The organism is Sphingopyxis sp., assembly GCF_965279755.1.
In the GTDB taxonomy this organism is placed as follows: domain Bacteria; phylum Pseudomonadota; class Alphaproteobacteria; order Sphingomonadales; family Sphingomonadaceae; genus Sphingopyxis.
This window is the reverse complement of record NZ_OZ257261.1, coordinates 2,895,959-2,920,037: the sequence shown is the minus strand read 5'-3', so window position 1 is coordinate 2,920,037 and position 24,079 is coordinate 2,895,959. Positions and strand designations below refer to the sequence as shown.

At 64.7% G+C, this 24,079-nt stretch carries 24 protein-coding genes and 2 tRNA genes; 18 read left to right on the top strand and 8 right to left on the bottom strand.

The annotated features are described in order from the left end of the window. Positions 1-87 precede the first annotated feature (87 nt). From wecB to ACQY80_RS14260, 13 genes are all read left to right on the top strand, one after another. Positions 88-1,227, top strand: coding sequence for a non-hydrolyzing UDP-N-acetylglucosamine 2-epimerase (wecB, locus tag ACQY80_RS14320; RefSeq protein ID WP_428680974.1), 1,140 nt, complete (start codon positions 88-90; stop codon positions 1,225-1,227). After that, positions 1,214-2,509, top strand: coding sequence for a UDP-N-acetyl-D-mannosamine dehydrogenase (gene wecC / locus ACQY80_RS14315; protein ID WP_428680972.1), 1,296 nt, complete (start codon positions 1,214-1,216; stop codon positions 2,507-2,509). Before wecB ends, wecC begins: the two co-directional genes overlap by 14 nt. Positions 2,510-2,555: 46 nt before the next feature. Further along, positions 2,556-3,362 (top strand): class I mannose-6-phosphate isomerase, encoded by an 807-nt coding sequence (locus tag ACQY80_RS14310; protein WP_428680970.1) that lies wholly within the window; start codon positions 2,556-2,558, stop codon positions 3,360-3,362. Between the two features lie 22 nt (positions 3,363-3,384). After that, positions 3,385-4,458: a mannose-1-phosphate guanylyltransferase/mannose-6-phosphate isomerase gene (locus tag ACQY80_RS14305; RefSeq protein ID WP_428680968.1), complete on the top strand. Its 1,074-nt coding sequence runs from the start codon at positions 3,385-3,387 to the stop codon at positions 4,456-4,458. 53 nt (positions 4,459-4,511) lie between these two features. Then, the gene (gene hslV / locus ACQY80_RS14300) at positions 4,512-5,078 is read left to right on the top strand and encodes an ATP-dependent protease subunit HslV (RefSeq protein WP_428680966.1); all 567 of its coding nucleotides are present in this window, start codon (positions 4,512-4,514) and stop codon (positions 5,076-5,078) included. A gap of 2 nt (positions 5,079-5,080) precedes the next feature. Further along, positions 5,081-6,382, top strand: coding sequence for an ATP-dependent protease ATPase subunit HslU (gene hslU, locus ACQY80_RS14295; RefSeq protein ID WP_428680964.1), 1,302 nt, complete (start codon positions 5,081-5,083; stop codon positions 6,380-6,382). A gap of 356 nt (positions 6,383-6,738) precedes the next feature. Then, positions 6,739-7,605, top strand: coding sequence for a helix-turn-helix domain-containing protein (locus ACQY80_RS14290; RefSeq protein ID WP_428680962.1), 867 nt, complete (start codon positions 6,739-6,741; stop codon positions 7,603-7,605). Positions 7,606-7,725: 120 nt separating this feature from the next. Beyond that, positions 7,726-8,679, top strand: coding sequence for a tetratricopeptide repeat protein (locus ACQY80_RS14285; protein WP_428680960.1), 954 nt, complete (start codon positions 7,726-7,728; stop codon positions 8,677-8,679). Beyond that, entirely contained in the window at positions 8,633-9,634 is a 1,002-nt protein-coding gene (gene tilS / locus ACQY80_RS14280; protein ID WP_428680958.1) for a tRNA lysidine(34) synthetase TilS, read from the top strand. The genes ACQY80_RS14285 and tilS overlap by 47 nt, the downstream gene beginning before the upstream one ends. Positions 9,635-9,719: 85 nt before the next feature. Continuing rightward, positions 9,720-11,663, top strand: a complete 1,944-nt coding sequence (ftsH, locus tag ACQY80_RS14275; protein ID WP_428680956.1) for an ATP-dependent zinc metalloprotease FtsH — start codon at positions 9,720-9,722, stop codon at positions 11,661-11,663. 55 nt (positions 11,664-11,718) lie between these two features. Continuing rightward, positions 11,719-12,096 (top strand): hypothetical protein, encoded by a 378-nt coding sequence (locus ACQY80_RS14270; RefSeq protein ID WP_428680954.1) that lies wholly within the window; start codon positions 11,719-11,721, stop codon positions 12,094-12,096. Positions 12,097-12,119: 23 nt separating this feature from the next. Further along, the gene (locus tag ACQY80_RS14265) at positions 12,120-12,605 is read left to right on the top strand and encodes a hypothetical protein (RefSeq protein WP_428680952.1); all 486 of its coding nucleotides are present in this window, start codon (positions 12,120-12,122) and stop codon (positions 12,603-12,605) included. Between the two features lie 16 nt (positions 12,606-12,621). Then, positions 12,622-13,227 carry a DUF3800 domain-containing protein gene (locus ACQY80_RS14260; RefSeq protein ID WP_428680950.1) on the top strand — a complete coding sequence of 202 codons (606 nt, stop codon included), beginning with the start codon at positions 12,622-12,624 and terminating at the stop codon, positions 13,225-13,227. Positions 13,228-13,298: 71 nt separating this feature from the next. Here ACQY80_RS14260 and rpoZ read toward each other — a convergent pair whose 3' ends face one another. Next, a complete protein-coding gene (gene rpoZ / locus ACQY80_RS14255; protein WP_428680948.1) occupies positions 13,299-13,643 on the bottom strand; it encodes a DNA-directed RNA polymerase subunit omega in 345 nt (114 codons plus the stop codon). Between the two features lie 132 nt (positions 13,644-13,775). Here rpoZ and ACQY80_RS14250 point away from each other — a divergent pair, with 132 nt between their 5' ends. Beyond that, positions 13,776-14,972 carry a phospholipase D-like domain-containing protein gene (locus ACQY80_RS14250; protein WP_428680946.1) on the top strand — a complete coding sequence of 399 codons (1,197 nt, stop codon included), beginning with the start codon at positions 13,776-13,778 and terminating at the stop codon, positions 14,970-14,972. Here ACQY80_RS14250 and ACQY80_RS14245 read toward each other — a convergent pair. Next, positions 14,969-15,604, bottom strand: a complete 636-nt coding sequence (locus tag ACQY80_RS14245; protein WP_428680944.1) for a class I SAM-dependent methyltransferase — start codon at positions 15,602-15,604, stop codon at positions 14,969-14,971. The two genes, ACQY80_RS14250 and ACQY80_RS14245, sit on opposite strands and share 4 nt — an antisense overlap. A gap of 185 nt (positions 15,605-15,789) precedes the next feature. Here ACQY80_RS14245 and ACQY80_RS14240 point away from each other — a divergent pair, with 185 nt between their 5' ends. Continuing rightward, on the top strand, positions 15,790-17,052 hold the full coding sequence (locus tag ACQY80_RS14240) for an MFS transporter (RefSeq protein WP_428680942.1): 1,263 nt from the start codon (positions 15,790-15,792) through the stop codon (positions 17,050-17,052). A 16-nt stretch (positions 17,053-17,068) separates the two neighbouring features. Here the strand turns inward: ACQY80_RS14240 and ACQY80_RS14235 are convergent, their stop codons facing one another. After that, a complete protein-coding gene (locus tag ACQY80_RS14235) occupies positions 17,069-19,393 on the bottom strand; it encodes a CDC48 family AAA ATPase (protein WP_428680940.1) in 2,325 nt (774 codons plus the stop codon). A gap of 160 nt (positions 19,394-19,553) precedes the next feature. Between ACQY80_RS14235 and ACQY80_RS14230 the strand changes: the two genes are divergently transcribed. Beyond that, positions 19,554-20,432 carry a LysR substrate-binding domain-containing protein gene (locus ACQY80_RS14230; RefSeq protein WP_428680938.1) on the top strand — a complete coding sequence of 293 codons (879 nt, stop codon included), beginning with the start codon at positions 19,554-19,556 and terminating at the stop codon, positions 20,430-20,432. On the opposite strand, the gene ACQY80_RS14225 is transcribed toward ACQY80_RS14230, so the two are convergent. Both ACQY80_RS14225 and ACQY80_RS14220 read right to left on the bottom strand, forming a co-directional pair. Further along, positions 20,429-21,529: an AI-2E family transporter gene (locus ACQY80_RS14225; RefSeq protein WP_428680936.1), complete on the bottom strand. Its 1,101-nt coding sequence runs from the start codon at positions 21,527-21,529 to the stop codon at positions 20,429-20,431. The genes ACQY80_RS14230 and ACQY80_RS14225 overlap by 4 nt on opposite strands. Before the next feature lie 91 nt (positions 21,530-21,620). Next, positions 21,621-21,695 (bottom strand) — tRNA-Thr (locus ACQY80_RS14220). Positions 21,696-21,739: 44 nt separating this feature from the next. Between ACQY80_RS14220 and ACQY80_RS14215 the strand changes: the two genes are divergently transcribed. Continuing rightward, a complete protein-coding gene (locus ACQY80_RS14215; RefSeq protein WP_428680934.1) occupies positions 21,740-21,940 on the top strand; it encodes a hypothetical protein in 201 nt (66 codons plus the stop codon). Here the strand turns inward: ACQY80_RS14215 and ACQY80_RS14210 are convergent. Next, positions 21,930-22,244 (bottom strand): DUF1905 domain-containing protein, encoded by a 315-nt coding sequence (locus ACQY80_RS14210; RefSeq protein ID WP_428680932.1) that lies wholly within the window; start codon positions 22,242-22,244, stop codon positions 21,930-21,932. The two genes, ACQY80_RS14215 and ACQY80_RS14210, sit on opposite strands and share 11 nt — an antisense overlap. 6 nt (positions 22,245-22,250) lie before the next feature. After that, entirely contained in the window at positions 22,251-23,315 is a 1,065-nt protein-coding gene (locus ACQY80_RS14205; protein WP_428680930.1) for a peptidylprolyl isomerase, read from the bottom strand. Positions 23,316-23,388: 73 nt separating this feature from the next. Between ACQY80_RS14205 and ACQY80_RS14200 the strand changes: the two genes are divergently transcribed. Further along, positions 23,389-23,479, top strand: a tRNA-Ser gene (locus tag ACQY80_RS14200). 31 nt (positions 23,480-23,510) lie between these two features. On the opposite strand, the gene ACQY80_RS14195 is transcribed toward ACQY80_RS14200, so the two are convergent. Beyond that, positions 23,511-23,981: an Lrp/AsnC family transcriptional regulator gene (locus ACQY80_RS14195; protein WP_428680928.1), complete on the bottom strand. Its 471-nt coding sequence runs from the start codon at positions 23,979-23,981 to the stop codon at positions 23,511-23,513. Between the last annotated feature and the right edge of the window lie 98 nt (positions 23,982-24,079).

Sequence of the window (24,079 nt, the reverse complement as noted above, 5' to 3'; positions counted from 1 at the left end):
TGAAATCAGCCGCGAGCAAGCAGTTAAGCGCTGTTCAACCCTCTTGTGCTAGAACGGCCGAAACCAATGTCAGGATTACACCCCCGCATGCCCTCCGCCTCCCCCGACACAAAGATCGTTACCGTCTTCGGCACACGGCCCGAGGCGATCAAGATGTTCCCCGTTGTCCACGCGCTCCACGCCACGCCGGGTATCGACGCACGGGTGTGCGTGACCGCGCAGCATCGCGAGATGCTCGATCAGGTGCTTGAAATCGCGCGAATCGTCCCCGACGTCGACCTCGACGTCATGACGCCGAACCAGTCGCTCGACGCCCTGCTCGGGCGGCTCGTCACCGGGCTGGGCGAAACGTTCGACCGCGAACAGCCCGACCGCATCCTCGTTCATGGCGACACGCTGACGACGATGGCGGCGACGCTCGCCGCATATTTCCGCAAGATCCCGGTGGGCCATGTCGAAGCCGGGCTGCGGAGCGGCAACATCTATCATCCTTGGCCCGAGGAGGTGAACCGCAAGGTGACCGGCGCGGTCGCCGACCTGCATTTCGCCCCGACCGAAACCGCTTCGGCCGCGCTGCGCGCCGAAAATGTCCCAGCGAATCAGATTCATATCACCGGCAACACGGTGATCGATGCCTTGCTGGCAACCAAGGCGCGGATCGACGAGGAGCCGGCGCTGGCGGCAGGCCTCGCCCCGCTGGTCGACCGCTTCGCGGGCAAACGGATCATCGCCGTCACCTCGCACCGCCGCGAGAATTTCGGCGACGGCATGAAAGCGATCGCCGATGCCATCGCAGGGATCGCGGCACGCCCCGACGTCGCCGTCATCTTTCCTGTCCACCCGAACCCCCATGTCCGCAGCGCAATGGAGCCGATCCTCGGCGCGCTGGACAATGTCGCGCTGATCGACCCGCTCGACTATCCGCATTTCGTCCGCCTGCTCGGCGCCTCGACCCTCGTCCTGACCGACAGCGGCGGGGTGCAGGAGGAAGCCCCCTCGCTCGGCAAGCCGGTGCTGGTGATGCGCGAGACGACCGAGCGGCCCGAAGGCATCGAGGCGGGTACCGCGCGGCTCGTCGGCACCGACAAAAATCGCATCGTTTCGGAAATTTTCAGCCTTTTGGACGATGAAGCCGCCTATAATGCCATGGCCCGCGCACATAATCCCTTCGGGGACGGCCGCGCGGCGACACGAATTGCGGAGATTGTTGCGCGTGCCCATCGATAACGACCAGAATGTCACCGTCCTCGGCCTCGGCTATATAGGCCTGCCGACCGCCGCGCTGATCGCACGCTCGGGCAGCAAGGTGACCGGCGTCGACGTCAGCCAGCATGTCGTCGATACCGTCAACAACGGCAAGGTGCATATCGAGGAAGTCGATCTCGACGGCCTCGTTCAGGGCGTCGTGTCGCGCGGCGCGCTCACCGCTTCGACCGAAGTCGCACCCGCCGACGTCTTCGTCATCGCCGTCCCGACCCCGCACGACGACGAGCATCGCCCCGACATCGCCTATGTCCTTTCGGCCGCGCGCGCGATCGCGCCCAAGCTGGCGGCGGGCAATCTGGTCATCCTCGAATCGACCTCGCCGGTCGGCACGACCGAAAAGGTCGCCGCGCTGCTCGCCGAGCTCCGGCCCGACCTGAAAATCCCCGGCGCCTGCACCGGCGCCGCCGACATCTTCGTGGCCTATTGCCCCGAGCGCGTGCTGCCCGGCCGCATCCTCGTCGAGCTGGTCGACAACGATCGCTGCATCGGCGGCATCACGCCGCGCTGCGCCCGCCGCGCCATGACCTTCTATCGCCAGTTCGTCCGCGGCGCCTGCGTCACCACCTCGGCGCGCGCCGCCGAAATGGTGAAGCTGGTCGAGAACAGCTACCGCGACGTCAACATCGCCTTCGCCAACGAGCTGTCGATGATGGCCGAGCATATGGGCGTCGATGTCTGGGAGGTCATCCGCCTCGCGAACCGCCACCCGCGCGTGAACATTCTCCAGCCCGGCCCCGGTGTCGGCGGCCATTGCATCGCGGTCGACCCCTGGTTCCTCGTTCATGGCGCGCCGAACCACAGCCGCCTGATCCGCACCGCGCGCGAGGTCAATCTCGCCAAGACATCCCACGTCATCGGCGCCGCCGAAATGCTCGTGTCGCAGCATCCCGAGGCGCGGGTCGCCTGCCTCGGCCTCGCCTTCAAGCCGAACATCGACGATTTCCGTGAAAGCCCTGCGGTCGAGGTTGCGGCCGCGCTCGCACGCCGCTTCGGCAAGCAGATCGGGATCGTCGAGCCCTATGCCCGCGGCCTGCCGATGGAGTTCGCAGGCACCGGCGCCGAACTGATCGACCTCGACAGCGCGCTCGCCAGCTGCGACCTGCTCATCGTTCTCGTCGACCACGACCTGTTCAAATCGATCCCGATCGAAGAGCGCGGCGACAAGATCGTCTATGACACGCGCGGACTCTGGCTCGATCAGCCGGGTCCGGCCGGTGGCAGCCGCCTCAACCGGGCGGCCTGACCTATCTTCGCTTGACGCCCGTGAGGCGGGCCGACATGAACAGCGAATGTTGACGCGCCTTCAGACACTTGTCGTCGAGAAGCCATGGGGCCGCACGGATATTCCGGCCGAGTTCGGCGATTTCGGCGGCCGGCGCATCGGCGAGATCTGGTTCGCGCATCCAGCCGGCGATGATGCCGCGATCATGGTCAAATTCCTCTTCACCTCGGAACGCCTGTCGATCCAGGTCCACCCGGACGATGTGGCCGCGCAGGCGGCCGGCTATCCGCGCGGCAAGGAAGAATGCTGGCTCGTGCTGGGCGCCGAACCCGATGCCGAGTTGGGCGTCGGCCTCGTCGCCGCGACGACGCGCGAGGCGTTGCATGACGCCGCGATCGATGGATCGATCGTCGACATGATCGACTGGCGCCCGGCCGCCTCCGGCGACTTCATCTATAATCAGGCAGGGACGATCCATGCGATCGGCGCGGGACTGACCGTCGTCGAGGTGCAGCAGAATGTCGACTGCACCTATCGCCTCTATGACTATGGCCGCCCCCGCGAACTGCATCTCGATGCCGGCCTCGCGGTGTCCGAGACTGCGCCGCGCCGCGACGCCCGCGATGGCACAGTCGCCGCGAGCGACAACCGCCTGCTCGTCGATGGTCCGCATTTCCGCCTGCTCCACCTTTCCGGCCCCGATGCCGGTGCGCATCTCCCGCAGGAAAGCGCGGACTTTACCTTCACGCCGCTGTCACAAGGCTGCACCATGGACGGCGAGCCGGTGAAGCTCGGCGAATGCGTGGTGACCGATCGCGCCGGCGGCATCGTGCTGGCGCCGGGAGCCCGTGCGTTGCTGAGTTGGCCCGCCTGATTTCATCCCCTAAAGGTTCGATATGAGCATCATCGTCCCCGTCATCCTGTCCGGCGGTTCCGGCACACGCCTTTGGCCCGTGTCGACCGGCAGCGCGCCGAAACAATTCCAGCCGCTGACCGGCAGCGGCAGCATGTTCCTGCAAACGCTCGACCGCGCCGTCGATCGCGACCGCTTCGCCGCGCCGCTAATCGTCTGCGGCCCCGCGCATGTCGCGCACGTCGAGGCCGATCTGGCGGCAGCTGGCGTGACCGACGCGCGGATCATCGTCGAGCCCGCAGCGCGCAACACTGCGCCGGCGATTGCGCTTGCCGCCCTCGCCGCCTTTGCCGACGATCCCGCCGCGACGATCCTCGTCATGCCCGCCGACCATGTGATGACGGACGTGCCCGCCTTCCTCGACGCGATCGAGGCCGCGCGGCCTGCGGTCGATGCCGGCGCGCTCGCAACCTTCGGCATCGCGCCCTCGCATCCCGAAACCGGCTATGGCTATATCGCCGCCGGCGATCCGGTCGATGGCGTTCCCGGCGTCCACGCCGTCCGGCGCTTCGTCGAAAAGCCGCCCCGCGATAGCGCCGAGGCGATGCTCGCCGAGGGCGGGCACTACTGGAACGCCGGCATCTTCCTGATGCGCGCAGACCGGTTCCTTGCCGAACTGGAGCGGCAGCAGCCCGCCATGGCTTCATCATGCGCCGAAGCCGCAGCGAACGCGCGGCACGACGGCGCGGCAATCCATCCCGAGCCGGAGGCGTTTCTCGCCAGCCCCTCGAACTCGATCGACTATGCAGTGATGGAGGGCGCCGATCGCGTCGTCGTCACGCCGGTCGATCCCGGTTGGTCCGACGTCGGCGGCTGGGCCGCACTGCACGACCTTGGCGACAAGGATGATGCGGGCAACGTCCGCATCGGCGATGTGATAGCGATCGGCGCGACCGGCAATTATCTGCGCGCCGAAACCGGCCGGCGTATCGCGGTCGTCGGCGTATCCGATCTGGTCGTCGTGACGCATGGCGACGATGTGCTCATCATCCCGCGCGGCCGCGCGCAGGAGGTCAAGGCGATCGTCGAATATCTCGCGAACAACCCGTCGCACTAAGCCGATAGCGCCCTCCCCTTGCGGCCCCGCGCCGCATCTCCCATATCCGCCGCATGACCAATCCCCACGCGCAAAGTGCCGCGCCCTGGCACGGAACCACCATCCTTTCGGCCCGCAATGACGACAAGGTCGTCATCATCGGCGACGGCCAGGTCTCGATGGGCCAGACGGTGATGAAGCCCAATGCGAAGAAGGTCCGCCGCCTCCACGACGGCAGCGTGATCAGCGGCTTCGCGGGCGCGACCGCCGATGCCTTCACCCTCTTCGAACGCCTCGAAGCCAAGCTCGAGCGCCACAATGGCCAGTTGCTCCGCGCCGCGGTCGAGCTCGCCAAGGACTGGCGTACCGACAAATATCTCCGCAACCTGGAGGCGATGATGATCGTCGCCGACAAGGAGGTCACGCTCGTCATAACCGGCAACGGTGACGTGCTCGAACCCAAGGGCGGCATCGCCGCGATCGGGTCGGGCGGCAATTATGCCCTGTCGGCAGCGCGCGCGCTCGTCGATTATGAAAAAGACCCCGAGGTGCTGACGCGCAAGGCGATGGAAGTCGCCGCCGACATCTGCGTCTATACGAACGATCAGTTCACCTCCGAAACCATCGAAATCCGGAAGTAAAAATGAACAAGGACCTGACTCCGAAGGCCATTGTGGCCGCCCTCGACACGCATATCATCGGCCAGAATGCAGCGAAGCGCGCGGTCGCCGTCGCACTCCGCAACCGCTGGCGCCGCCAGCAGCTTTCGCCCGATCTGCGTGACGAGGTCAGCCCCAAGAATATCCTGATGATCGGCCCGACGGGCTGCGGCAAGACCGAGATTTCGCGCCGCCTCGCGAAGCTCGCCGACGCGCCCTTCATCAAGGTCGAGGCGACCAAATTCACCGAGGTCGGCTATGTCGGCCGCGATGTCGAACAGATCGCCCGCGACCTCGTCGAGGAAGCGGTGCGGCTCGAAAAGGAACGCCGCCGCGAAGCCGTGCGCGCCGCCGCCGAAGAGGCCGCCATGGAACGGCTTCTCGATGCCCTCACCGGTAAGGGCGCCAGCGAGGCGACGCGCCAGAGTTTTCGCCAGCGCATCCGCGAAGGCCATCTCGACGATAGCGAGGTCGAGATCGAGGTTGCCGACGCGCCCAGCATGAATTTCGAACTGCCCGGCCAGCCCGGCCAGATGAGCATGATCAACCTGTCCGACATGCTCGGCAAGGCTATGGGCGGCCCGCCCAAGAAGCGCCGCAAGCTGACCGTGCACGAAGCCGCCACCCGTCTGATCGAGGAGGAGCAGGACAAGCGCCTTGATCAGGACGACGTCGCACGCGTTGCGCTCGCCGATGCGGAGGCCAATGGCATCGTCTTCCTCGACGAGATCGACAAGATCGCGGTGAGCGACGTGCGCGGCGGCTCGGTGAGCCGCGAGGGGGTGCAGCGCGATCTGCTGCCGCTGATCGAGGGCACCACCGTCGCGACCAAATATGGGCCGATGAAGACCGACCATATCCTCTTCATCGCCTCGGGCGCTTTTCATGTCGCGAAGCCCAGCGACCTGCTTCCCGAGCTGCAAGGCCGCCTGCCGATCCGCGTCGAGCTCGGCGCGCTCACCGAGGAGGATTTCGTCCGCATCCTCAGCGAGACCAAGGCGGGCCTGCCCGAACAATATGTGGCGCTGCTCGGCACCGAGGGCGTGACGCTGAACTTCTCGGGCGATGCGATCGCACGCGTGGCCAAACTTGCCGCGGACGTGAACGAAAAGGTCGAGAATATCGGCGCGCGCCGTCTCCAGACGATCATGGAGCGGCTGGTCGAGGAAATCAGCTTCACCGCCGAAGACGCCGGCGGCACGACGCTCGATATCGATGCTGCCTATGTCGACCGCCAGCTAGCCGACATCGTCGGCGACACCGACCTCAGCAAATATGTGCTCTGAGGTTTGATGGCCGCCCGACGGTGGCCATTCGCCTATCGCCAGACGTCAAAAAGGCCCCGCCAGTGGACAACGGGGCCTTTCCGGCATTTCTGCTCCCCCCGCAGCCGCCCCCCGACGGCCGCAAGTTGGCCGGGAGAATATGCAAACGCAGCGATTCGTCAACCATGACTAGTGGATAAGAGGCGCCCGTCTTTCGGCCTGTGCAGGCCGATGCTCCCGACCGCTTCGACCAGCCTCATATCCGCATCTTTTCAACCGGTCATTTACCGAACTTCGTTTGACTTTCCCGCGCCGTCAATGCGATGAACGGCCCCGCGCGGTCGAACCGGGTTGCATCGGCCGGCAAGGAGACAGCGATGGCAGACGAGGAAACCGCCCCGACACAGGGCGAGTTGGCGATTACGCGCACCGGCGACAAGCTGCGACTGGCGCGTGAGGCCGCCGGCCTGTCGCTCGCCGATGTGGCGACGCGCACACGAATTACCCAAAGACACCTTGAAGCCATTGAAAAGTCGGAATTCTCGGAACTGCCCGGTCGCACGTACGTGACCGGCTTCGCGCGCGCCTATGCCCGCGCGATCGACCTGCCCGAGGCCGATGTTGCGGCGTCGATCCGTCAGGAGCTCGAAGAAGATCAATATGGCTCGCGGCCGGCCTATGAAGCCTATGAGCCCACCGACCCCGCCCGCCTGCCGACTGCGCGGCTGACCTGGACGCTGGTCATCGTGACGCTGCTGCTGGCCTCCGCCTATGGTGTGTGGCGCTTCCTCTCGGTCGAGCCCGACGAGGCGCTGATCGCCGCGCAGAATCAGGCCGCCGAAGCGTCCGAAGCCCCGGCTGCAGTCGCCGCCGCCAAAACCGCGCCGACGAAGACCGGGGCGCCGGTCGCGGCGAATGCGCCGGTCGTCCTCTCGGCGGTGGGATCGACCGAGGTCTGGATCGGATTCGACGACGCCGCCGGCAAAACCGAAAACTGGCGCACGCTCGATCCGGGCGAGACCTACGAAGTCCCCGCCGCCTATATCGAACAGTTCACGCTGCGCACCAGCCGCCCGCAAGCGCTCAAGATCACCGTCGGCGGACGCGACGTCGGCGCGATCGGCGCGGCCGACACGCTGGTAAAGAGCATTTCGCTGAAACCCGCCGACCTGGTCGCGCGCGCCGAAGGCAGCGCGTCCACGGCCGCTCCGGCCGCAACACCGGTGCCCAAAACCAAGGGCTGAACGCCCGCATCCCGACGAACGGAAACGGCGGCGCGCCGAAATGGGTTTGCGCGTCCGCTGTTTCGGGCGTTATGAATGGCGGGATCAAACTGGTTAACTTGTGTGGGGGCCGATCGGCATATGAAGAATAACTCCGTGATCTTTCTGGGTGCGGCCGCAATGGCCATCGCCGCGGCAGCGCCCGCGGCGGACGCACAGGACACGACGGTCACCAAGCGCGTCGACCGGCTGGAAAAGGAAATGCGCGCCGTCCAGCGTCAGGTTTTTCCGGGCGGCGCTCCGACCTTTTTCGAAGGCGAGATAACCCCCGACAACACGCCGGGTGAGCGCGCCAAGGCCTCGACGCCGGTCGCCGACCTGACCGCGCGCGTCGATGCTCTGGAATCGCAGCTTCAGACACTCACGGGGCAGACCGAACAGAACGCCTATCAGCTCCGCGAACTCGAAAAGCAGTTCGCGGCCTACAAGACCGAGATGGACAAGCGCTTCGCCCCTGCGACCGATACGGTGAGCGCGACGCCCGCCAGCCTTCCGATCGCGCCGACGACCAGGCCGACGACGACGCCCGTATCGACGACGGCTGCGGCGGCGCCGACCAAAAAACCGGCCACAACGCCGGCGAAACCGACGACCCCCGACGCGGCGCGCCTTGCACTGGTCAAAAAGGTCGAAATTCCTTCATCAGGCAACGAGCAGCAGGACGCCTATGACTACGGCTTCCGCCTATGGACCGCGAAACTCTATCCCGAGGCGCAGACGCAGCTGAAGACGGTCGTCACCAAATGGCCGAAGAGCAATCAGGCGAGCTATGCGCAGAACCTGCTTGGCCGCGCCTATATGGATGAGGGAAAGCCGAGCCTGGCGGCGGTTGCCTTCTACAATAATTACAAGGACCGTCCGAGCGGCCCGCGTGCGCCACACAGCCTGATGTATATGGGTGTCGCGCTCGACAAGCTCGGTCGCAAGGCCGATGCCTGCAAGGCGTTCCGCGAGTTCGACGAAGTCTATGGGGACAAGGCCCCGCAGGATGTCCGCACCGATGCAGCCGCCGCAAAAGCAAAAGCAGGCTGCTGACAGCGGCGAGGCCGTCGAACGGCTCGGGCGCGACCTGGCCGCACTTGCCGGGCCCGACTGGCAGCGGCTCCATTATGGCGTTGCGGTTTCGGGCGGCCCCGACAGCATGGCCCTGCTCTGGCTGATGGCGAGCCTGCTGCCCGGACAGGTTCGGGCGGCGACCGTCGACCACGGCCTGCGCCAGGGATCCGACGAGGAAGCGCGTATGGTCGCGGGCTTTTGCGCGCGCGAGCATATTCCGCACGACACCCTGCTGCCGCAGGTGCCGATCAAGGGATCGCTTCAGGCGGCAGCCCGCAGCGAGCGCTACCGGCTGCTCGAGGGCTGGCGCCGGTCGAACGGGATCGCGCATATCCTGACCGCGCATCACGCCGACGATCAGCTCGAAACGATGGTCATGCGGCTCAATCGCGCGAGCGGCGTCGGCGGGCTCGCGGCGATCCGCGCGCGCAATGGTTTCGTGGTGCGACCGCTGCTCGACTGGCGCCGCGACGAGCTGGTGCGTATCACCTTCGACAACGACATTCCCTTCGTTGACGATCCGTCGAACGCCGACGACCGGTTCGACCGCGCGCGGCTGCGCCACGCGCTGCGGTCGCAGACGACGCTCGACGTCGAGGCTGCAGCGCGGTCGGCGCGCTGGCTCGCCGAGGCGGACGACGCGATCGACTGGGCCGTCGATCGACTGATCGCGTCCTGGCCCGACGCCTCCGACATCGCCGTGATCCGCGACGAAAATTACCCGCCAGAAATCTTCCGCCGCGTCGTGACGCAGCGGCTGCGCGCCAACGACAGCCAGCTCCGCGTCCGCGGCGCCTCGCTCGACGGCGTGATTGCGGCGATGAAGGAGGGGCGCCGCGCGATGGTCGGCGCGTTGCTGATCGACGCCGTGCCGGGGCTTGAGCGCACGATCTGGCGTATTTCCGCTGCGCCGCGCCGGAAAGCCGGTAAATAGGACAATCTGGCTCATTGTCATTTAACCCGATTGTCCTACATTATCGGGTGATGCGCGACCGGGCGCGATATTTGGAAAGTTTCCGATGCAGGACGACAAGGAACCGCAGGGCAACCCCTGGATGAAGAGCGTGATGATCTGGAGCGGCATCTTGCTTGCCATGCTCCTCGTCGCCTCGGTCTTCGGGGGCGCGTCGCAGCCGACAGGCAACACGCTCGCCTATTCCGAGTTCCGCCAGAAAGTGCAGGAAGGCGCCGTCAAGGACGTTGTCCTTTCGGAAGATCGCGTCACCGGCACGCTGTCGAACGGCGACCGCTTTACCGCGAACGTCGTGCGCGACCCCGACCTGCTCAAGATGCTGAATGAAAATGGCGTCAAATATGACGGCAAGCCGGTCGATACGGGCAATGTGTGGGTTTATCTGCTCATTCAGGCGCTCCCCTTCCTGCTGATTCTCGGCATCGCCTTCTTCGTCTTCCGACAGGTGCAGAAGAACAATGGTTCGGGGGCGATGGGCTTTGGCAAATCGCGCGCGAAGATGCTCACCGAAAAGCAGGGCCGCGTCACCTTCGACGACGTTGCCGGCATCGACGAGGCCCGCGAGGAGCTGGAGGAAATCGTCGAGTTCCTGAAGGATCCGACCAAATTCTCGAAACTCGGAGGCCAGATTCCGAAGGGCGCGCTGCTCGTCGGATCGCCGGGCACCGGCAAGACGCTGCTCGCCCGCGCCATCGCGGGTGAAGCCGGCGTTCCCTTCTTCACCATTTCGGGTTCGGACTTCGTCGAGATGTTCGTCGGCGTTGGCGCGTCGCGCGTCCGCGACATGTTCGAGCAGGCCAAGCGCAATGCCCCGTGCATCGTCTTCATCGACGAAATCGACGCGGTCGGCCGCCATCGCGGTGCCGGCCTCGGCAACGGCAATGACGAGCGCGAGCAGACGCTGAACCAGCTCCTTGTCGAGATGGACGGCTTCGAGGCCAATGAAGGCATCATCATCGTCGCCGCGACCAACCGCCCCGACGTGCTCGATCCCGCGCTGCTGCGTCCGGGCCGCTTCGACCGCCAAGTCGTCGTGCCGCGCCCCGATATCGAGGGCCGCCAGAAGATCCTCGAGGTTCACACGCGCAAGAAGCCGCTGGCGCCCGATGTCGATCTGCGCCGCGTCGCGCGTGGTACGCCCGGCTTTTCGGGCGCCGACCTCGCCAACCTTTGCAACGAGGCGGCCTTGCTCGCGGCGCGCAGGGGCAAGCGCCTGATCGCCTCGAACGAATTCGAGGAAGCGAAGGACAAGGTGCTGATGGGCGCCGAGCGTCGTTCGATGGTGATGACCGAAGACGAAAAGAAGGCCACCGCCTATCACGAAGCCGGCCACGCGCTCGTTTCGCTGCACGTCGAGCATAACGACCCGCTGCACAAGGTGACGATCATCCCGCGCGGCCGTGCACTGGGCGTGACGTGGAACCTGCCCGAACGCGACCGTTATTCGCAGAATATGAAGCAGATGAAGGCGCGCCTCGCGCTCTGCTTCGGCGGCCGCATCGCCGAACAGCTGATCTACGGCAACGACGAGCTGAACACCGGCGCGTCGAACGACATCCAGCAGGCTACCGACATGGCGCGCGCGATGGTCATGGAATATGGCATGTCCGAAAAGCTCGGCTGGCTGCGCTATCGCGACAATCAGGACGAGGTGTTCCTCGGCCACAGCGTGTCGCGTGCGCAGAATATGTCCGAAGAGACCGCCAAGCTGATCGACGCCGAGGTTCGCCGTCTCGTCGAGGAAGGCGAGAAGGTCGCGCGCAAGGTGCTTACCGACAATCTCGACGAACTGCACCTGCTTGCCGGTGCCCTGCTCGAATATGAGACGCTGTCGGGCGAAGAGGCAAAGCGCGCGATCAAGGGCGAAGACATTGGCCGCGAGAATGATCAGGACAAGTCGGGCACGCCCGTGTCGGGTCATGCGGGCGGTCTGCCGCAGATCAAGCGCAAGCCGCGTCCCTTTGGCGATGCCAATCCGCAAGGCGTCTGATTCAGACCTTGTTCATTGATTCGGCACGATTTTGGTCCGCATGACCAGAGTGAGCATGCGGACCAGATCGGCCTTGGCGGCGCTTGGCGCAGGTGTGATGCTGTGCGGCATGGCGCCGGGTGACATGAGCGTCGCGGCATTCCTCGCGCGCGCCGGTTCGATCGAGCGGCTGGGTCCGCTGGCGATCGCAACACCCGAAGCCCAATATCTGAAGGGCCAGGTCGTCGCGGCAGGGAAGCGCTACAAGGCGCGGATCGACGCCGAGCGCAAGGCCGGCCGCAAGACGACGAGTTGCCCACCCGAGAGCGGTTCGCTGACCCCCGATCAATGGATGGCGCATTTGCGCAGCTATCCGCCGCAGCTGCGCAAATCGACGTCCATCTATTCGGCATTCGACGGGCTGATGCGAAAGCGCTACCCCTGCCCGGTGTAGCAATATCTTCAAAGGAGGCGGCGATGATGGGCAAGTTTCGCGCGGCGATGCTGATGGCTGCACTCGTGACCGGCATGCCTTTTGCGGCCGCGCAGCAAGGCAACGGCGGGCTGACCTCGAAGGTCGAGTTGGAGAAGGCAACGCCGGGGACCAATCGCAACGCCGAGCTTTACTCCTACGTCGAGCCGAAAGTCGTCGTTCCTGGCGACCGCCTTCGCATTACGTTGACCTTCACGAACAACGGTACGGCGCCGGCGACCGGCCTGAATATTACCAACCCCATTCCTGAGGGGCTCTACTTCAATAGCACCTCCGACACGACGGACTTCACCGTGTCGGTCGATGGCGGCAAAAGCTTTGGCCCGCTCGCCTCGCTGATGGTCCCTGTCGAGAATGCAGCGCCGCGTGCGGCCACTTTGTCCGACGTCACGCATGTCCGCTGGCTATGGTCGCGCCCGGTCGCACCGCAACAAAGTCGCTCCGTCGCGTTTTTCGGCCTCGTCAAATGAGGGCGTGGCCGGAAACATGACGATCTATTGCGACGAGTCAGGCGGGCTCAATACCGGTGTGATGACCTTTGCGGCGGTGATGCTGTCGCCCGATGCCGCGGCGGCGATCCACGCACGCTTTCGTGCCGTCACCGGTCTTCGCGGCGAGATGAAGGGTAGCCGGATCAGCCTGACCGAGCGCGCCTATCTGCTCGAACTCTTCGACCGCGCGGGTGGACGCGCATGGGTTGCGGTTGCCAAACGCGAGCGGCTGGCGCCGCCCGCCGACGGCAAGCTGCCGACCGACCTTGGGCTCTACACCGCCCTTCTCGACCTTGCGGTGAGCAGCTGGCTGCCCGAGACCGGCGGCGTCTGCACCGACGTCGTCATCGACGACGGACGCTATGACCCCACCATTCTTGCCGGCGTGCGCGAGAGCGTTCAGGCGGGGCTCGCCGGCTGGGGACAAGCCTCGCTTGCCGACAGCCGCCGATCGGATGGCGTCCAGATCGCCGATGTGATCGCGAACAGCCTGTTCAATATCGAGATCGGTTCGCCCCGGGCGCATCGCATCGGTGTCATCGTCGAGCCGCTGCTGGCCTCCCGCGCCGTCCGCATCGCCGAACTGACACAGCTTCCCTGAGGTCGATCCGGAGAATGCAAAAAGGGCCGCAGTTTCCTGCGGCCCTCTTGCTTTTCAAGTGCTGTCGGCGATTATTCGAAATCGCCGCCACCGCCGGCCGGGCTGCGCGGCGGCGCAGCGGCCGTGAGGCGGAGCGCTTCGGCCGAACGCGCGATCGAGCTGATTTCATCGGGGGTATCGTCATCATCGACGACAACCTTCTGCAGCGCGCCGACCAACGCATCGCCAAGGTCGGCGGGACGCACGGTCTGCTCGGCGATTTCGCGCAGCGCGACGACGGGGTTCTTGTCGCGATCGCGGTCGATCGTCAGCTCCGAGCCGCCCGAGATTTCGCGGGCACGGTGCGCCGAGAGCAGCACCAGATCGAAACGGTTGGGAACCTTGTCGACGCAATCTTCGACGGTAACGCGGGCCATGTGTTTTCCTTAAATGCGGAGAGGCCAGCCAGATGCATGGCGGCAAGCGCTGCGCGCTAGCAGGGGGCGCCCGCGATGTCAATAAAACCCCTGCCCTTGCGGCCTTCGCGCCGACCAGCCTATGACCGGATCATGATCGATGCCGCCCACCCCGCCAGCGACGCGCAGACGTTGAAGGCGGACGTTGCGGGACATCGGCTGGAGGTCGTATTTAACGGCGAAAGACGGCTCGAACGCCTGCTAGCGCTGATCGGTGGCGCGATCCACAGCGTCGAGATGATCATGTACATCTTCGAGAACGACAGCGCCGGCCGACAGGTGCTTGATGCGATGACCGCAGCGGCCAGACGCGGCGTCCGGGTCCGCGCGGTGATCGACAGCTTCGGTTCGGGCGATATATCCGACAGCGTCTTCACGCCGCTGCGCGAGGCGGGCGGCAGCGTGATCTTCTTCTCGCGCCGCTGGCGGTCGAGCTACCTCGTCCGCAACCATCAAAAGCTGCTGCTGATCGACGGCGAATATGGCGTCACCGGCGGCTTCAACATCGCCGATCCCTATCTCAGCGACCGGCAAACGCATTGCTGGTTCGACTTGGGGGTCATCGTCCGCGGGCCGGTGGTGGCGAACATGAATGCGTGGTTCGAGGCGCTGTACGCCTACACCGTTCGCCACGACGGCAAGCTGCTGGTGCTGCGGCGCCTGATCCGCGAATGGCCGGTCGACGGCAAGGCGATGTCCTGGATCGTCGGCGGGCCGACCCAGCGCCTGTCGCCCTGGGCCCGCGTGGTGCGTGCCGATCTGGTCGGCGCAACGCGGCTCGACATGGCGATGGCCTATTTCTCCCCCGGACAGGGCATGCTGCGCCGCCTCGGCCGCGTCGCGCGCACCGGCAGCGCGCGTTTCGTGATGGCCGCGACCTCGGACAATGGCGCGACGATCGGCGCAGCACGCCTCCTCTATGGCTATCTGCTGCGGCAGAAGGCGATCATCTGGGAATATCGGCCATGCCGGCTGCACATGAAGCTGATCATCGTCGACGATATCGTCCATGTCGGCACCGCCAATTTCGACATGCGCAGCCTGTTCGTGAACGTCGAGGGGATGCTGCGCATCGCCGATGCGGGCTTTGCGCGGCAGATGCGCGACTTTCTCGACGGGCTGAAGGATGATTGCGAGATCGTCACCGCCGAAAGTCACAAGGCGCGCGCGGGCTGGCTGACGCGGCTGCGCTGGACGCTCGCATGGTTTGTCGTCGGCGTCGCCGATTATACCGTATCGCGGCGGCTGAATTTCGGGCTCGGCGAAAGCGATCCCGACCTGGAGGTTTAGTCTTTCCAGCCCCAGAAGAGGAAGCAGGGCGGCACATTCACCCATTCGAACGCATTGTCGATGCGCTGGAAATGCGCGGCCAGGAAATCGCGCGCGCGGGCGCGGAACTGATAGACCAGAAACGCGCCACCGGGACGCAGCACGCGGTGGGTCGCGGCGGCGATCGCCGGGCCGACGCCCGCCGGAAGCGTCGAGAAAGGCAGGCCCGACAGCACATAGTCGGCATGTTCGAAACCATGTGCGCGCACGATATCCTCGACATCGGCGGCCGAGCCGTGAACCGCGATGAAACGGCTATCGCGAATATCCTTCTGCAGATAGTCGATGAAATCGGGGTTGGTATCGATCGCGATCAGAGTCGCATCGCCCGCCATCCGTTCGAGCACCGGGCGGCAAAAGGTGCCGACGCCGGGGCCATATTCGACGAACAGCTTCGTATTCTGCCAGTCGACCGGCCGCAGCATGTGCCGGATCAGCGTCGGCGACGAGGGAACAATCGAGCCCACCATGACGGGATGCTTGATGAAACCCTTCACGAACATGCCCCAAGGGCCGAAAAAGCGCTTCAGCTTCTCGCGGACCCTGCGGATCGGCGGGACGTTCGATTGGGCCTGCGCCCGCGGATTGGTCATGATGGCTTTCGCGTTGTTGCGGTTGGCCAAATGCGTGGCAAAATCGTGACCATCGCGCAAGAAAAGAGTCTGTCTTGACTCTGGACAGCCCCCCTTTCGCGTGTAGGGAGACTGTGAGCCGCGACGAATGGTGACCGACAGGGGGCGGAATGACGGAAAAATCGCGCTCGATTCCCAATGACCGAATGGCAGTTCTGTTCGCGGTGATGCTGGTCGCGGCCGCAGGCAATACTGCGATGCAGTCGATCCTGCCCGCGATCGGCACGACGCTGCACATTCCCGATGTATGGGTCAGCCTCGCCTTCAGCTGGTCGGCGCTGCTATGGGTTCTCACTGCGCCTTATTGGGCTCGGCAGTCGGACAAGCGCGGGCGCAAGGCCTTGATGGCGCTGGGCGTGATCGGTTTTCTGTCGTCGATGGCACTATGCGGCCTCGTCCTGCTCGCTGGCCTCAAGGGGCTAATCGGCGCCGGAGTGACCTTTATCATCTTTGCGCTATTCCGCAGCCTCTATGGAGGACTAGGTTCGGCGGCGCCGCCCGCGGTGCAGGCCTATGTCGCGTCGCGCACCGACCCCGAGCAACGGACGCAGGCACTATCGCTCGTTTCCTCCTCCTTCGGGATCGGAACAGTCTTGGGACCGGCCGTCGCGCCCTATCTTGTCTTACCGGTGGTCGGAATGGCTGGCCCGATGCTGATCTTCGCGCTGATCGGCATCATCGTCCTGATCCTGCTACGCTGGCGCCTGCCCAACGACACACCGCGCTTTGCAGCGCGTGGCGCGATTGCGCCTTATCCCTTATCAGCTGGCCCGAGTGAACCCACCGGTGAAGAGGAGAATGACCCCGACGCGCCCCCGCAAGAGCCGTTAAGCTGGCGAGACGGGCGGGTCCGCCCTTGGTTGATCGCCGGTTTTTTCGGCGGACAGGCACAGGCGATGATGATCGGTGTTATCGGATTCCTGATTCTCGATCGGCTCCATTTACGGGGCGATCCCGAAACTGCGCTGGAACTGACCGGCACAGTATTGATGGCCAGCGCCTTCGCTACCCTGCTCGCGCAATGGGGATTGATCCCGCTGTTCAAAATGACACCGCGCCCGACGGTATTAGGGGGAGCCGCCCTCGCCATTTGCGGAATATTGATGACGGGTCTCGCGCAAGACCTGCATAGCATCGTTCTCGGCTTTGCCACCGCTTCGCTCGGCTTCGGGTTGTTCCGACCGGGCTTTACATCGGGCGCATCGCTGTCGGTCCCCCGTCGCGATCAAGGCGCGGTCGCGGGCATGACCGCCTCGATCAACGGGTCGGCCTATATCATCTCGCCGGCGATCGGCGTGCTGCTCTACAACTGGCACCCGATGGTCGCTTACGGCCTGATGGCGGCTTTTTGCCTGTGGCTGGTGGCGTGGGGCTGGTCTGCCTTGCGACAGGACCAGCCCGCTACCTAACTCCTGGACCCGCTACTTAGCTCCTGGAATCGTCGCCGTGCTTCTGCTCGCGCACGGGCTTTAACATCCCCGGCGCGAAGAAGCCGATCGGGTCGACGCTCATCGCCTTCTGCTTGATCTCGCCCTGGATTTTTTCATAATCCTTTTCCATGGCTTCGGTCACCGAGGCACGGGTGTCCTTCAGCGCCGCTTCGAAGTCCGCCATCGTCACCGTGTCGCTGTCGAGCGAACGCTTGAGCGCGGCAAGGCCGGCACGCCGGGTCAGATCTTCCAGATCGGCGCCGGTGAACCGGTCGCTTCGCTCGGCAAGCGCGGCCAGATCGACATCCTTTGCCAACGGCATCTTGCCGGTCTGGATTTCCAGAATGCGGCGGCGCCCCTCCTTGTCGGGGACCGAAACATAAATGAGCTCGTCGAGCCGTCCCGGACGCAGCAGCGCCGGGTCGATCAGGTTCGGGCGGTTGGTGGCGCCGATCACGACGACCGACTGCATCTCCTCGATCCCGTCCATCTCGGCGAGGATCGTGTTGACGACGCGCTCGGTCACCTGCGGCTCGCCCGACGTTCCGCTGCCCCGCGCGGGGACCAGACTGTCGAGTTCGTCGATGAAGATGATCGTCGGCGCAACCGCCCTCGCCCGTGCGAACAGCCGCGCAATCTGCTGTTCGCTCTCGCCATACCATTTCGACAGCAGATCCGACGATTTGATCGAGATGAAATTGGCATCGGATTCGCGCGCGGCCGCCTTTGCCAGCAGGGTCTTGCCGGTTCCGGGCGGGCCATAGAGCAGGAAGCCCTTGGCCGGACGGATACCGAGACGGCGGAAAGCATCGGGATTTTTGAGCGGGAGCTCGATCCCTTCGATCAGCTTGTCGCGCGCGGCATCGAGCCCGCCGATGTCACTCCAGCGCGTCTTGGGCGCCTGCACCATCACTTCGCGCATCGCAGAGGGCTGGACGCGCTTCAAAGCATTGTTGAAATCTTCGCGCGTCACCCGCAGCTCGTCGAGCACCTCGGGCGGGATTGTCCCCTCTTCGAGGTTGAGCTTGGGCATGATGCGCCGCACCGCCTCGATCGCCGCCTCGCGCGTCAGCGCCGCCATGTCGGCACCGACGAAACCGAAGGTCGTGCGCGCGAGCTCGTCGAGATCGACATCCTCGCCCAGCGGCATGCCGCGGGTGTGGATACCCAGGATTTCACGGCGTCCCTTTTCGTCGGGAACGCCGATCACGATTTCACGGTCGAACCGGCCCGGCCGGCGCAGCGCCTCGTCGATCGCGTCGGGGCGGTTGGTCGCGGCGATCACGACGAGGTTCGTCCGCGGTTCCAGCCCGTCCATCAGCGTCAGAAGCTGCGCGACGATCCGCTTCTCGGCCTCGCCCTGCACCTGCCCGCGCTTCGGCGCGATCGAATCGATCTCGTCGATGAACAGGATCGACGGGGCGGCCTTGGTCGCCTCCTCGAACACATCGCGCAGCCGCTTCTCGGACTCGCCATAGGCACTGCCCATGATTTCGGGGCCGTTGATCAGAAAGAATTGTGCGTCGCTTTCATTGGCGACGGCGCGCGCAAGTCGCGTCTTGCCCGTTCCCGGCGGCCCATGCAGCAGCACCCCGCGCGGCGGATCAACGCCGAGGCGCTGGAACAGTTCGGGGTAGCGCAGCGGCAGCTCGACCATCTCGCGCAGCTGGTCGATCGTCTCGCCCAGCCCGCCCAGATCGTCATAGGTGACGTCGGTGCGGCGTGCGTCCTGCGGCTCCTGATATTCGGGAAGCAGCTCGATTTCGGTATTCTCGTCGATCGTGACGATACCCTTGGGGCTCGCCGACACGACGAGCAGGCGCACCTCTGCCAGCGCATAGGCCGGCGCGTTGAGCATCTGGCGAAGCTGCGGCGGCATATCGCCTGACGGCAGGCGCTGCTGTCCAGCGGTCGCGACCGTATCGCCCGCCACCAGCGGGCGGCCGAAGAAGCTGCGCTTCAAGGCGTTTGCCGACCCCTGCAACCGCAGATTTTCCTGCGCGGGCGCAAAGACGACGCGCGTTGCGGGACGCGTGTCGGCACGGCTGAGCTGAACCATATCGCCGGCACCTGCGCCGGCATTGGCGCGCTGCAGGCCGTCGAGCCGGATGACTTCCAGCCCCTCATCCTCGGGATAGGGCGCGACAACGCGCGAAGCCGTCTCGCGCTTGCCGCTGATCTGGATGACATCGCCCTCGGTCACCCCAAGCTCCGCCATCGCCGAACGCGGGATACGGGCGAAACCGCCACCGCTCTCCTCGGCGCGCGCGCTGGCGACTTGCAGCTTGATGCTTTTCTCTCTTACCGCGGCGTCGGCCAAATTGTTTCTCCAGCAAAGGGGTCTGAATGCGGAAGATAGGATGGTCGTTCACGATTTTCGACCCCTGTCTTGGCGCAATGCAATCAGAGCTTTATGCCGCACTGCACAAATTGTCTGGCATGTCGGCTAACGTCATGCCATCATCCAGCCCGAGACGATCATGCAACGCCTTCCTCCCCTCAGCAGCATGGAAGCCTTTCTTGAGGTCGCCCGTCACGGCACGGTTAAAGCGGCTGCGAGCGAGCTTGGCCTGTCGATGCCGGCGCTGTCGCGGCGGATCCAGACGCTCGAGCATTCGGTCGGACGTCCACTGTTCAACCGGCATCATCACGGATTGAAACTCACCGAAACGGGACGCGACCTGCAGGACCAGCTGTCGCCGATCCTCGACGATCTGCGCGGCGTTCTCGGCCGCGTCGGCAGCCCGGACGCATCGCTGCGCCTGCACCTCAACGTGCTGCCGCTCTTCGCACAGCAGCGCCTGTTTCCGCGCCTGCCCGAACTCCGGCGCGAGCATCCCGAACTTCACATCGATATCGACACCATGTCGCACGCCGAAGCACGGCTGGGCGAAGGGATCGACGCAGCGATCGCCCTCGCCCGTTCGATCGATCCCGCGCTCTATGCGGCGCGGCTCGATCAGGACAAGGTCTTCCCGATCGCATCGCGGACACTGATCGACGAGGGTCGCCCGATCACCGTTCCCGAGCAGCTACAGCGCATGACGATCCTGTTGCATCGCGAAATGCCCGAAACCTTCAGCGAATGGAAAAAGGCGGTCGGCATGCCCTATCTGGAGCCGGCCGGGATCGATTATTTCGATTCGGGCCCGCTCATGCTGGAAGCGGCGGCGCAGGGCATCGGTGTAGCCTTCATGCACGGTCACCATTTCGACGACGCGCGTGACCCGCGGCTTGTCCGGCTGTTCGATTTCGATGTCGACAGCCCATACAGCTACTGGTTCGCCTGCCGCCCGCGCGCGCTTCGCCAGCCCGCCGTGAAGCTGTTCCACGACTGGCTGCTGGGCGCGCGAATCTAGGCGCTTTCCGTTCCGACCGCCCCGGTGCGGATGCCGGTCGCGATATCCCAGACCGCGATAAACATCGCGGCGATGACCGGCCCGATGACGATGCCGTGAAAACCGAAAAGCTGCAGCCCGCCGAGCGTGACGATCAGCACGACATAATCGGGAATGCGCGTTTCGCGCCCGACGAGGATGGGGCGCAGGACATTGTCCACCATGCCGATGACAAACAGGCCGCAAAAGACGAGCACCAGCCCCTGCCAGATCGAACCGGTAACGAGCAGATAGAGCGCCATCGGCACCCAGACGAGGCCGGTTCCGACTGCGGGCAGCAGCGATGCCGCGCCCATCAGCACGCCCCACAGCAACGCCGCCTCGATGCCCAGCGCCCACAGCACGATGCCGCCGATCAGCCCCTGCAGGATCGCCACGACGATCGTCCCCTTGATCGTCGCCCGCACGACCACGATGAAACGGTCGATCAGCAGCTGCAGATCCTCGCTGCGAAGCGGCACCGCAGCGCGGATACGCTGCTGCAGCCGCTCGCCGTCGCGGATCAGGAAATAGGCGAGATAGAGCATCACCATCAGCTTGATCAGCAAGCCGAACAGGCTCTGCCCGACCGAGAGTGCCTGCCCCAGGACGGCGCGGACGCCGTCCGCCGCACTGTCGCCAAGCGTTTCCTTGGCCGAAGCAATGTTTCCGATGCCGAGGCGATCAAGCCAGGGATCGATCCACGCCGGCATCCCCGACTGGAATCCCGCCCAGATCTGTGCCGGATCGATCTCGCCCGACTGGATGCGTTGATAGACGGCGGCGGCTTCGTTCACGAGCGCGATCCCCAGGATCGCGGCCGGCAGGATCACCATGCCCAGGATCAGCAACAGCGTCAGCAGCGCCGCCCCGTTGCGCCGCGCCGGCATCCGCGCGAGCAGGCGGCGATAGACGGGCTCGAACAGGATCGCGACAATCACCGCCCACAGGATGGCGGCGAAGAAGGGCCAAAGGATCACTGCGAAAGCGAGCGATACCGCGATCAGCAGGACAAGGAAGGTCCAGCGATCGCTCGGCCTCCGGTTATCGCTTCCCTTGTCGCCCTTGCCCGCAGTCATTGATTTCCCCTCACGCCACCCCGCGCTGCGCGCATCATTTTTAACCCCGCAGCCGCAGGCGGGTAAAGCGTTGAAATGCTGAACGGGAAAATGGTGCTGCTAGGGAGGATTGAACTCCCGACCTCACCCTTACCAAGGGTGCGCTCTACCACTGAGCTACAGCAGCAACCGGGCCCTATCGAACAGATGTTCGCTGGACAGGCGGGGCCTATGGCGGCGCGCCTTGCACCTGTCAAGGTGCGAGGCTTGACGCTACGCCGATTTCGCCGCATCGCCGCGGCCATGAGCAAGCCGCCCTCCCCCACCGACCTCGAACGCGAGCGCCGCCTGGCCGAGGCGCTGCGCGAGAATCTGCGCAAACGCAAGACGCAGGCGCGTGAGGCAAAAGCCGAAACGCCCCCTAAAGGCTGACGGTCACCGTCACCGCGTCGCCCTCGACGATCCCTTCGGCCTTGCGTACCGCCGCCTTGACGGGAAGCAGCCAGCCGCCGCTTTCCTTGTGCGGAAAGACCGAGGTGCTCCAGCGCGTATCGCCGATCGCCGCGCGAACCTTCGCCGATCCGAATCCCTTGCGGCCGTCGAGCCATTGTCCGCTGATCGCCGCGAGCCGGATGCCGTCTGCGACATCGCCCGCGATGGTGACGAAGAACCACGAGGCGGGCGCGGTCGCCGATTGCCAGCGCCAGAGCGGTGTCGTGACGGTAAAATCTTCCACGCGCGCCTATTTCGCCGCGACGGGCCGGATTGGCACCGGAATGTTGCAGATATTCACGCCGCCTGCCGGCTTGATGAAGAACGGATCGCGACGATTGGCGCGCGCATCAACATAGCGGTGGAAGCTGACGCTGCTTGTCGAGAGAATTTCATACTTCGGTTGCTGCGCGGCCGGCAGCTCGTTCCCCAACCGGACAGAGAGAATGGGAATCCGCTGGGCTTCATCCTCATAAAAACCCAAAGGCCCCGTCCCTCGAGGCAGGCTGGTCAGATATTCCATGCCGCTGATAACGCGGCCAATCAGCGCAATATTGCGGTCGAGGTGACGCGGAGCTTCGCCAATTACAGTATAGAGCTCGGCACCGCTTCCCGTATCAGGAGACATATTCCGTCCGACACCGACCGCGCCGTAGCAATGCACTGGCCAATATCGCCACAGGCCTTCCCCCATTTGTTCCGCCCCGACGGGCCATTCGTTGAAAATCTCGACCCACGGGGCGTAGGAATCGCGCTCGTGCCAGCCATCCAGCGCGGCCTTTGTACGCGTTCCATCGATAGATATCTGCGCTGCCTTGCTACGCTCTTCTGAAGCTGTGATCTCGTCTCCAAGCGCCGCAGCCGCCGAAGAGGCGTCACTATTGCCGTCGAGATGCGTCGCGTTCGCTTCACTGATGGCATCCGAAGTCGTCACATACTCACTCTCGGGCACCGTCACCAACCCTTCGGGAAGCGGCTTCTTCTCAGTCGCGTCGCCCCACTGCGTTACATAATTGTCCTGCACGCGGTTGATGCTGGTCCCATCCCACCAATGCGCGGCGGCGAGCTTGCGGATATTGCCGATCCAGCCCTGACTGAACGGCGCGGGCATCAGCTGGATGACAACGCGCCGCGGCTTGCCCTTCGCGTCGGGCGCGAGATCCATCACGAGCAAATCCGACGGCGCGATTGCGATCCAGTCGCTCGCGGGCGCCGCGGCGGCGATTTCGCCGGGCGACGGCACCGGCGCCGGTTCGGCTGCGTAAACGGGAAGGACGAGCGATGCGGCAGCCGCCGCCAGAAGCAGATGTTTCATGAGCCATGTCTGCCACGCCCAACCGGCTTGCGAAAGCCCCGCCAAGCGACTAGGGCGCGCGTTCCAAGCATGCGGAGCGGTGGCCGAGTGGTCGAAGGCGCTCGCCTGGAAAGTGAGTATACGTCAAAAGCGTATCGAGGGTTCGAATCCCTCCCGCTCCGCCATTTGCCTTCGCCCGGACACGCTCGGTATCCGCTATTTTTCCGGAAGCGGGATAGCCGTCTGATATTTCACGACGCGCAAGGCGAAGTGCGATGCGGCGCCAGCAACGGCCTCGTTACGGAGCAGCGTCTGCATCAGGAATATCTCGTAATCGGGGACGTCGGTCGCAACGACGCGGATCTGGTAATCCCATTCGCCCGACATCGACAGACATTCCATGATCCGGTCCTGATCGCGGACGAAATTCTCGAACAGCGCGGTGTGCTCGGCCGAATGGCTCTTGAGCCGGATGTTGCAGAGGACGTTGACCCCCTGCCCGATCCGCGCCGCATCGACGAGCCAGACATTTTTCGCGAGCACCCCCGCCTCTTCGAGCAGCTTGATGCGTCGCCAGCAGGACGGGCCGGTGCTCCCCACCCGCTCGGCCAGTTCGGCGTTGCTGAGGCTGCCGTCGCACTGCAAAGCATCGACGATCTTCCGATCAAGAGCATCGAGATGGATCACCTTCTCTCCATATCGCCATAACGTGAAAATATTTCGCGCATATTAGTCGATCATACGCGAATTTGAAAAGATTTATCGCGCGATTGCTGCAATATTTC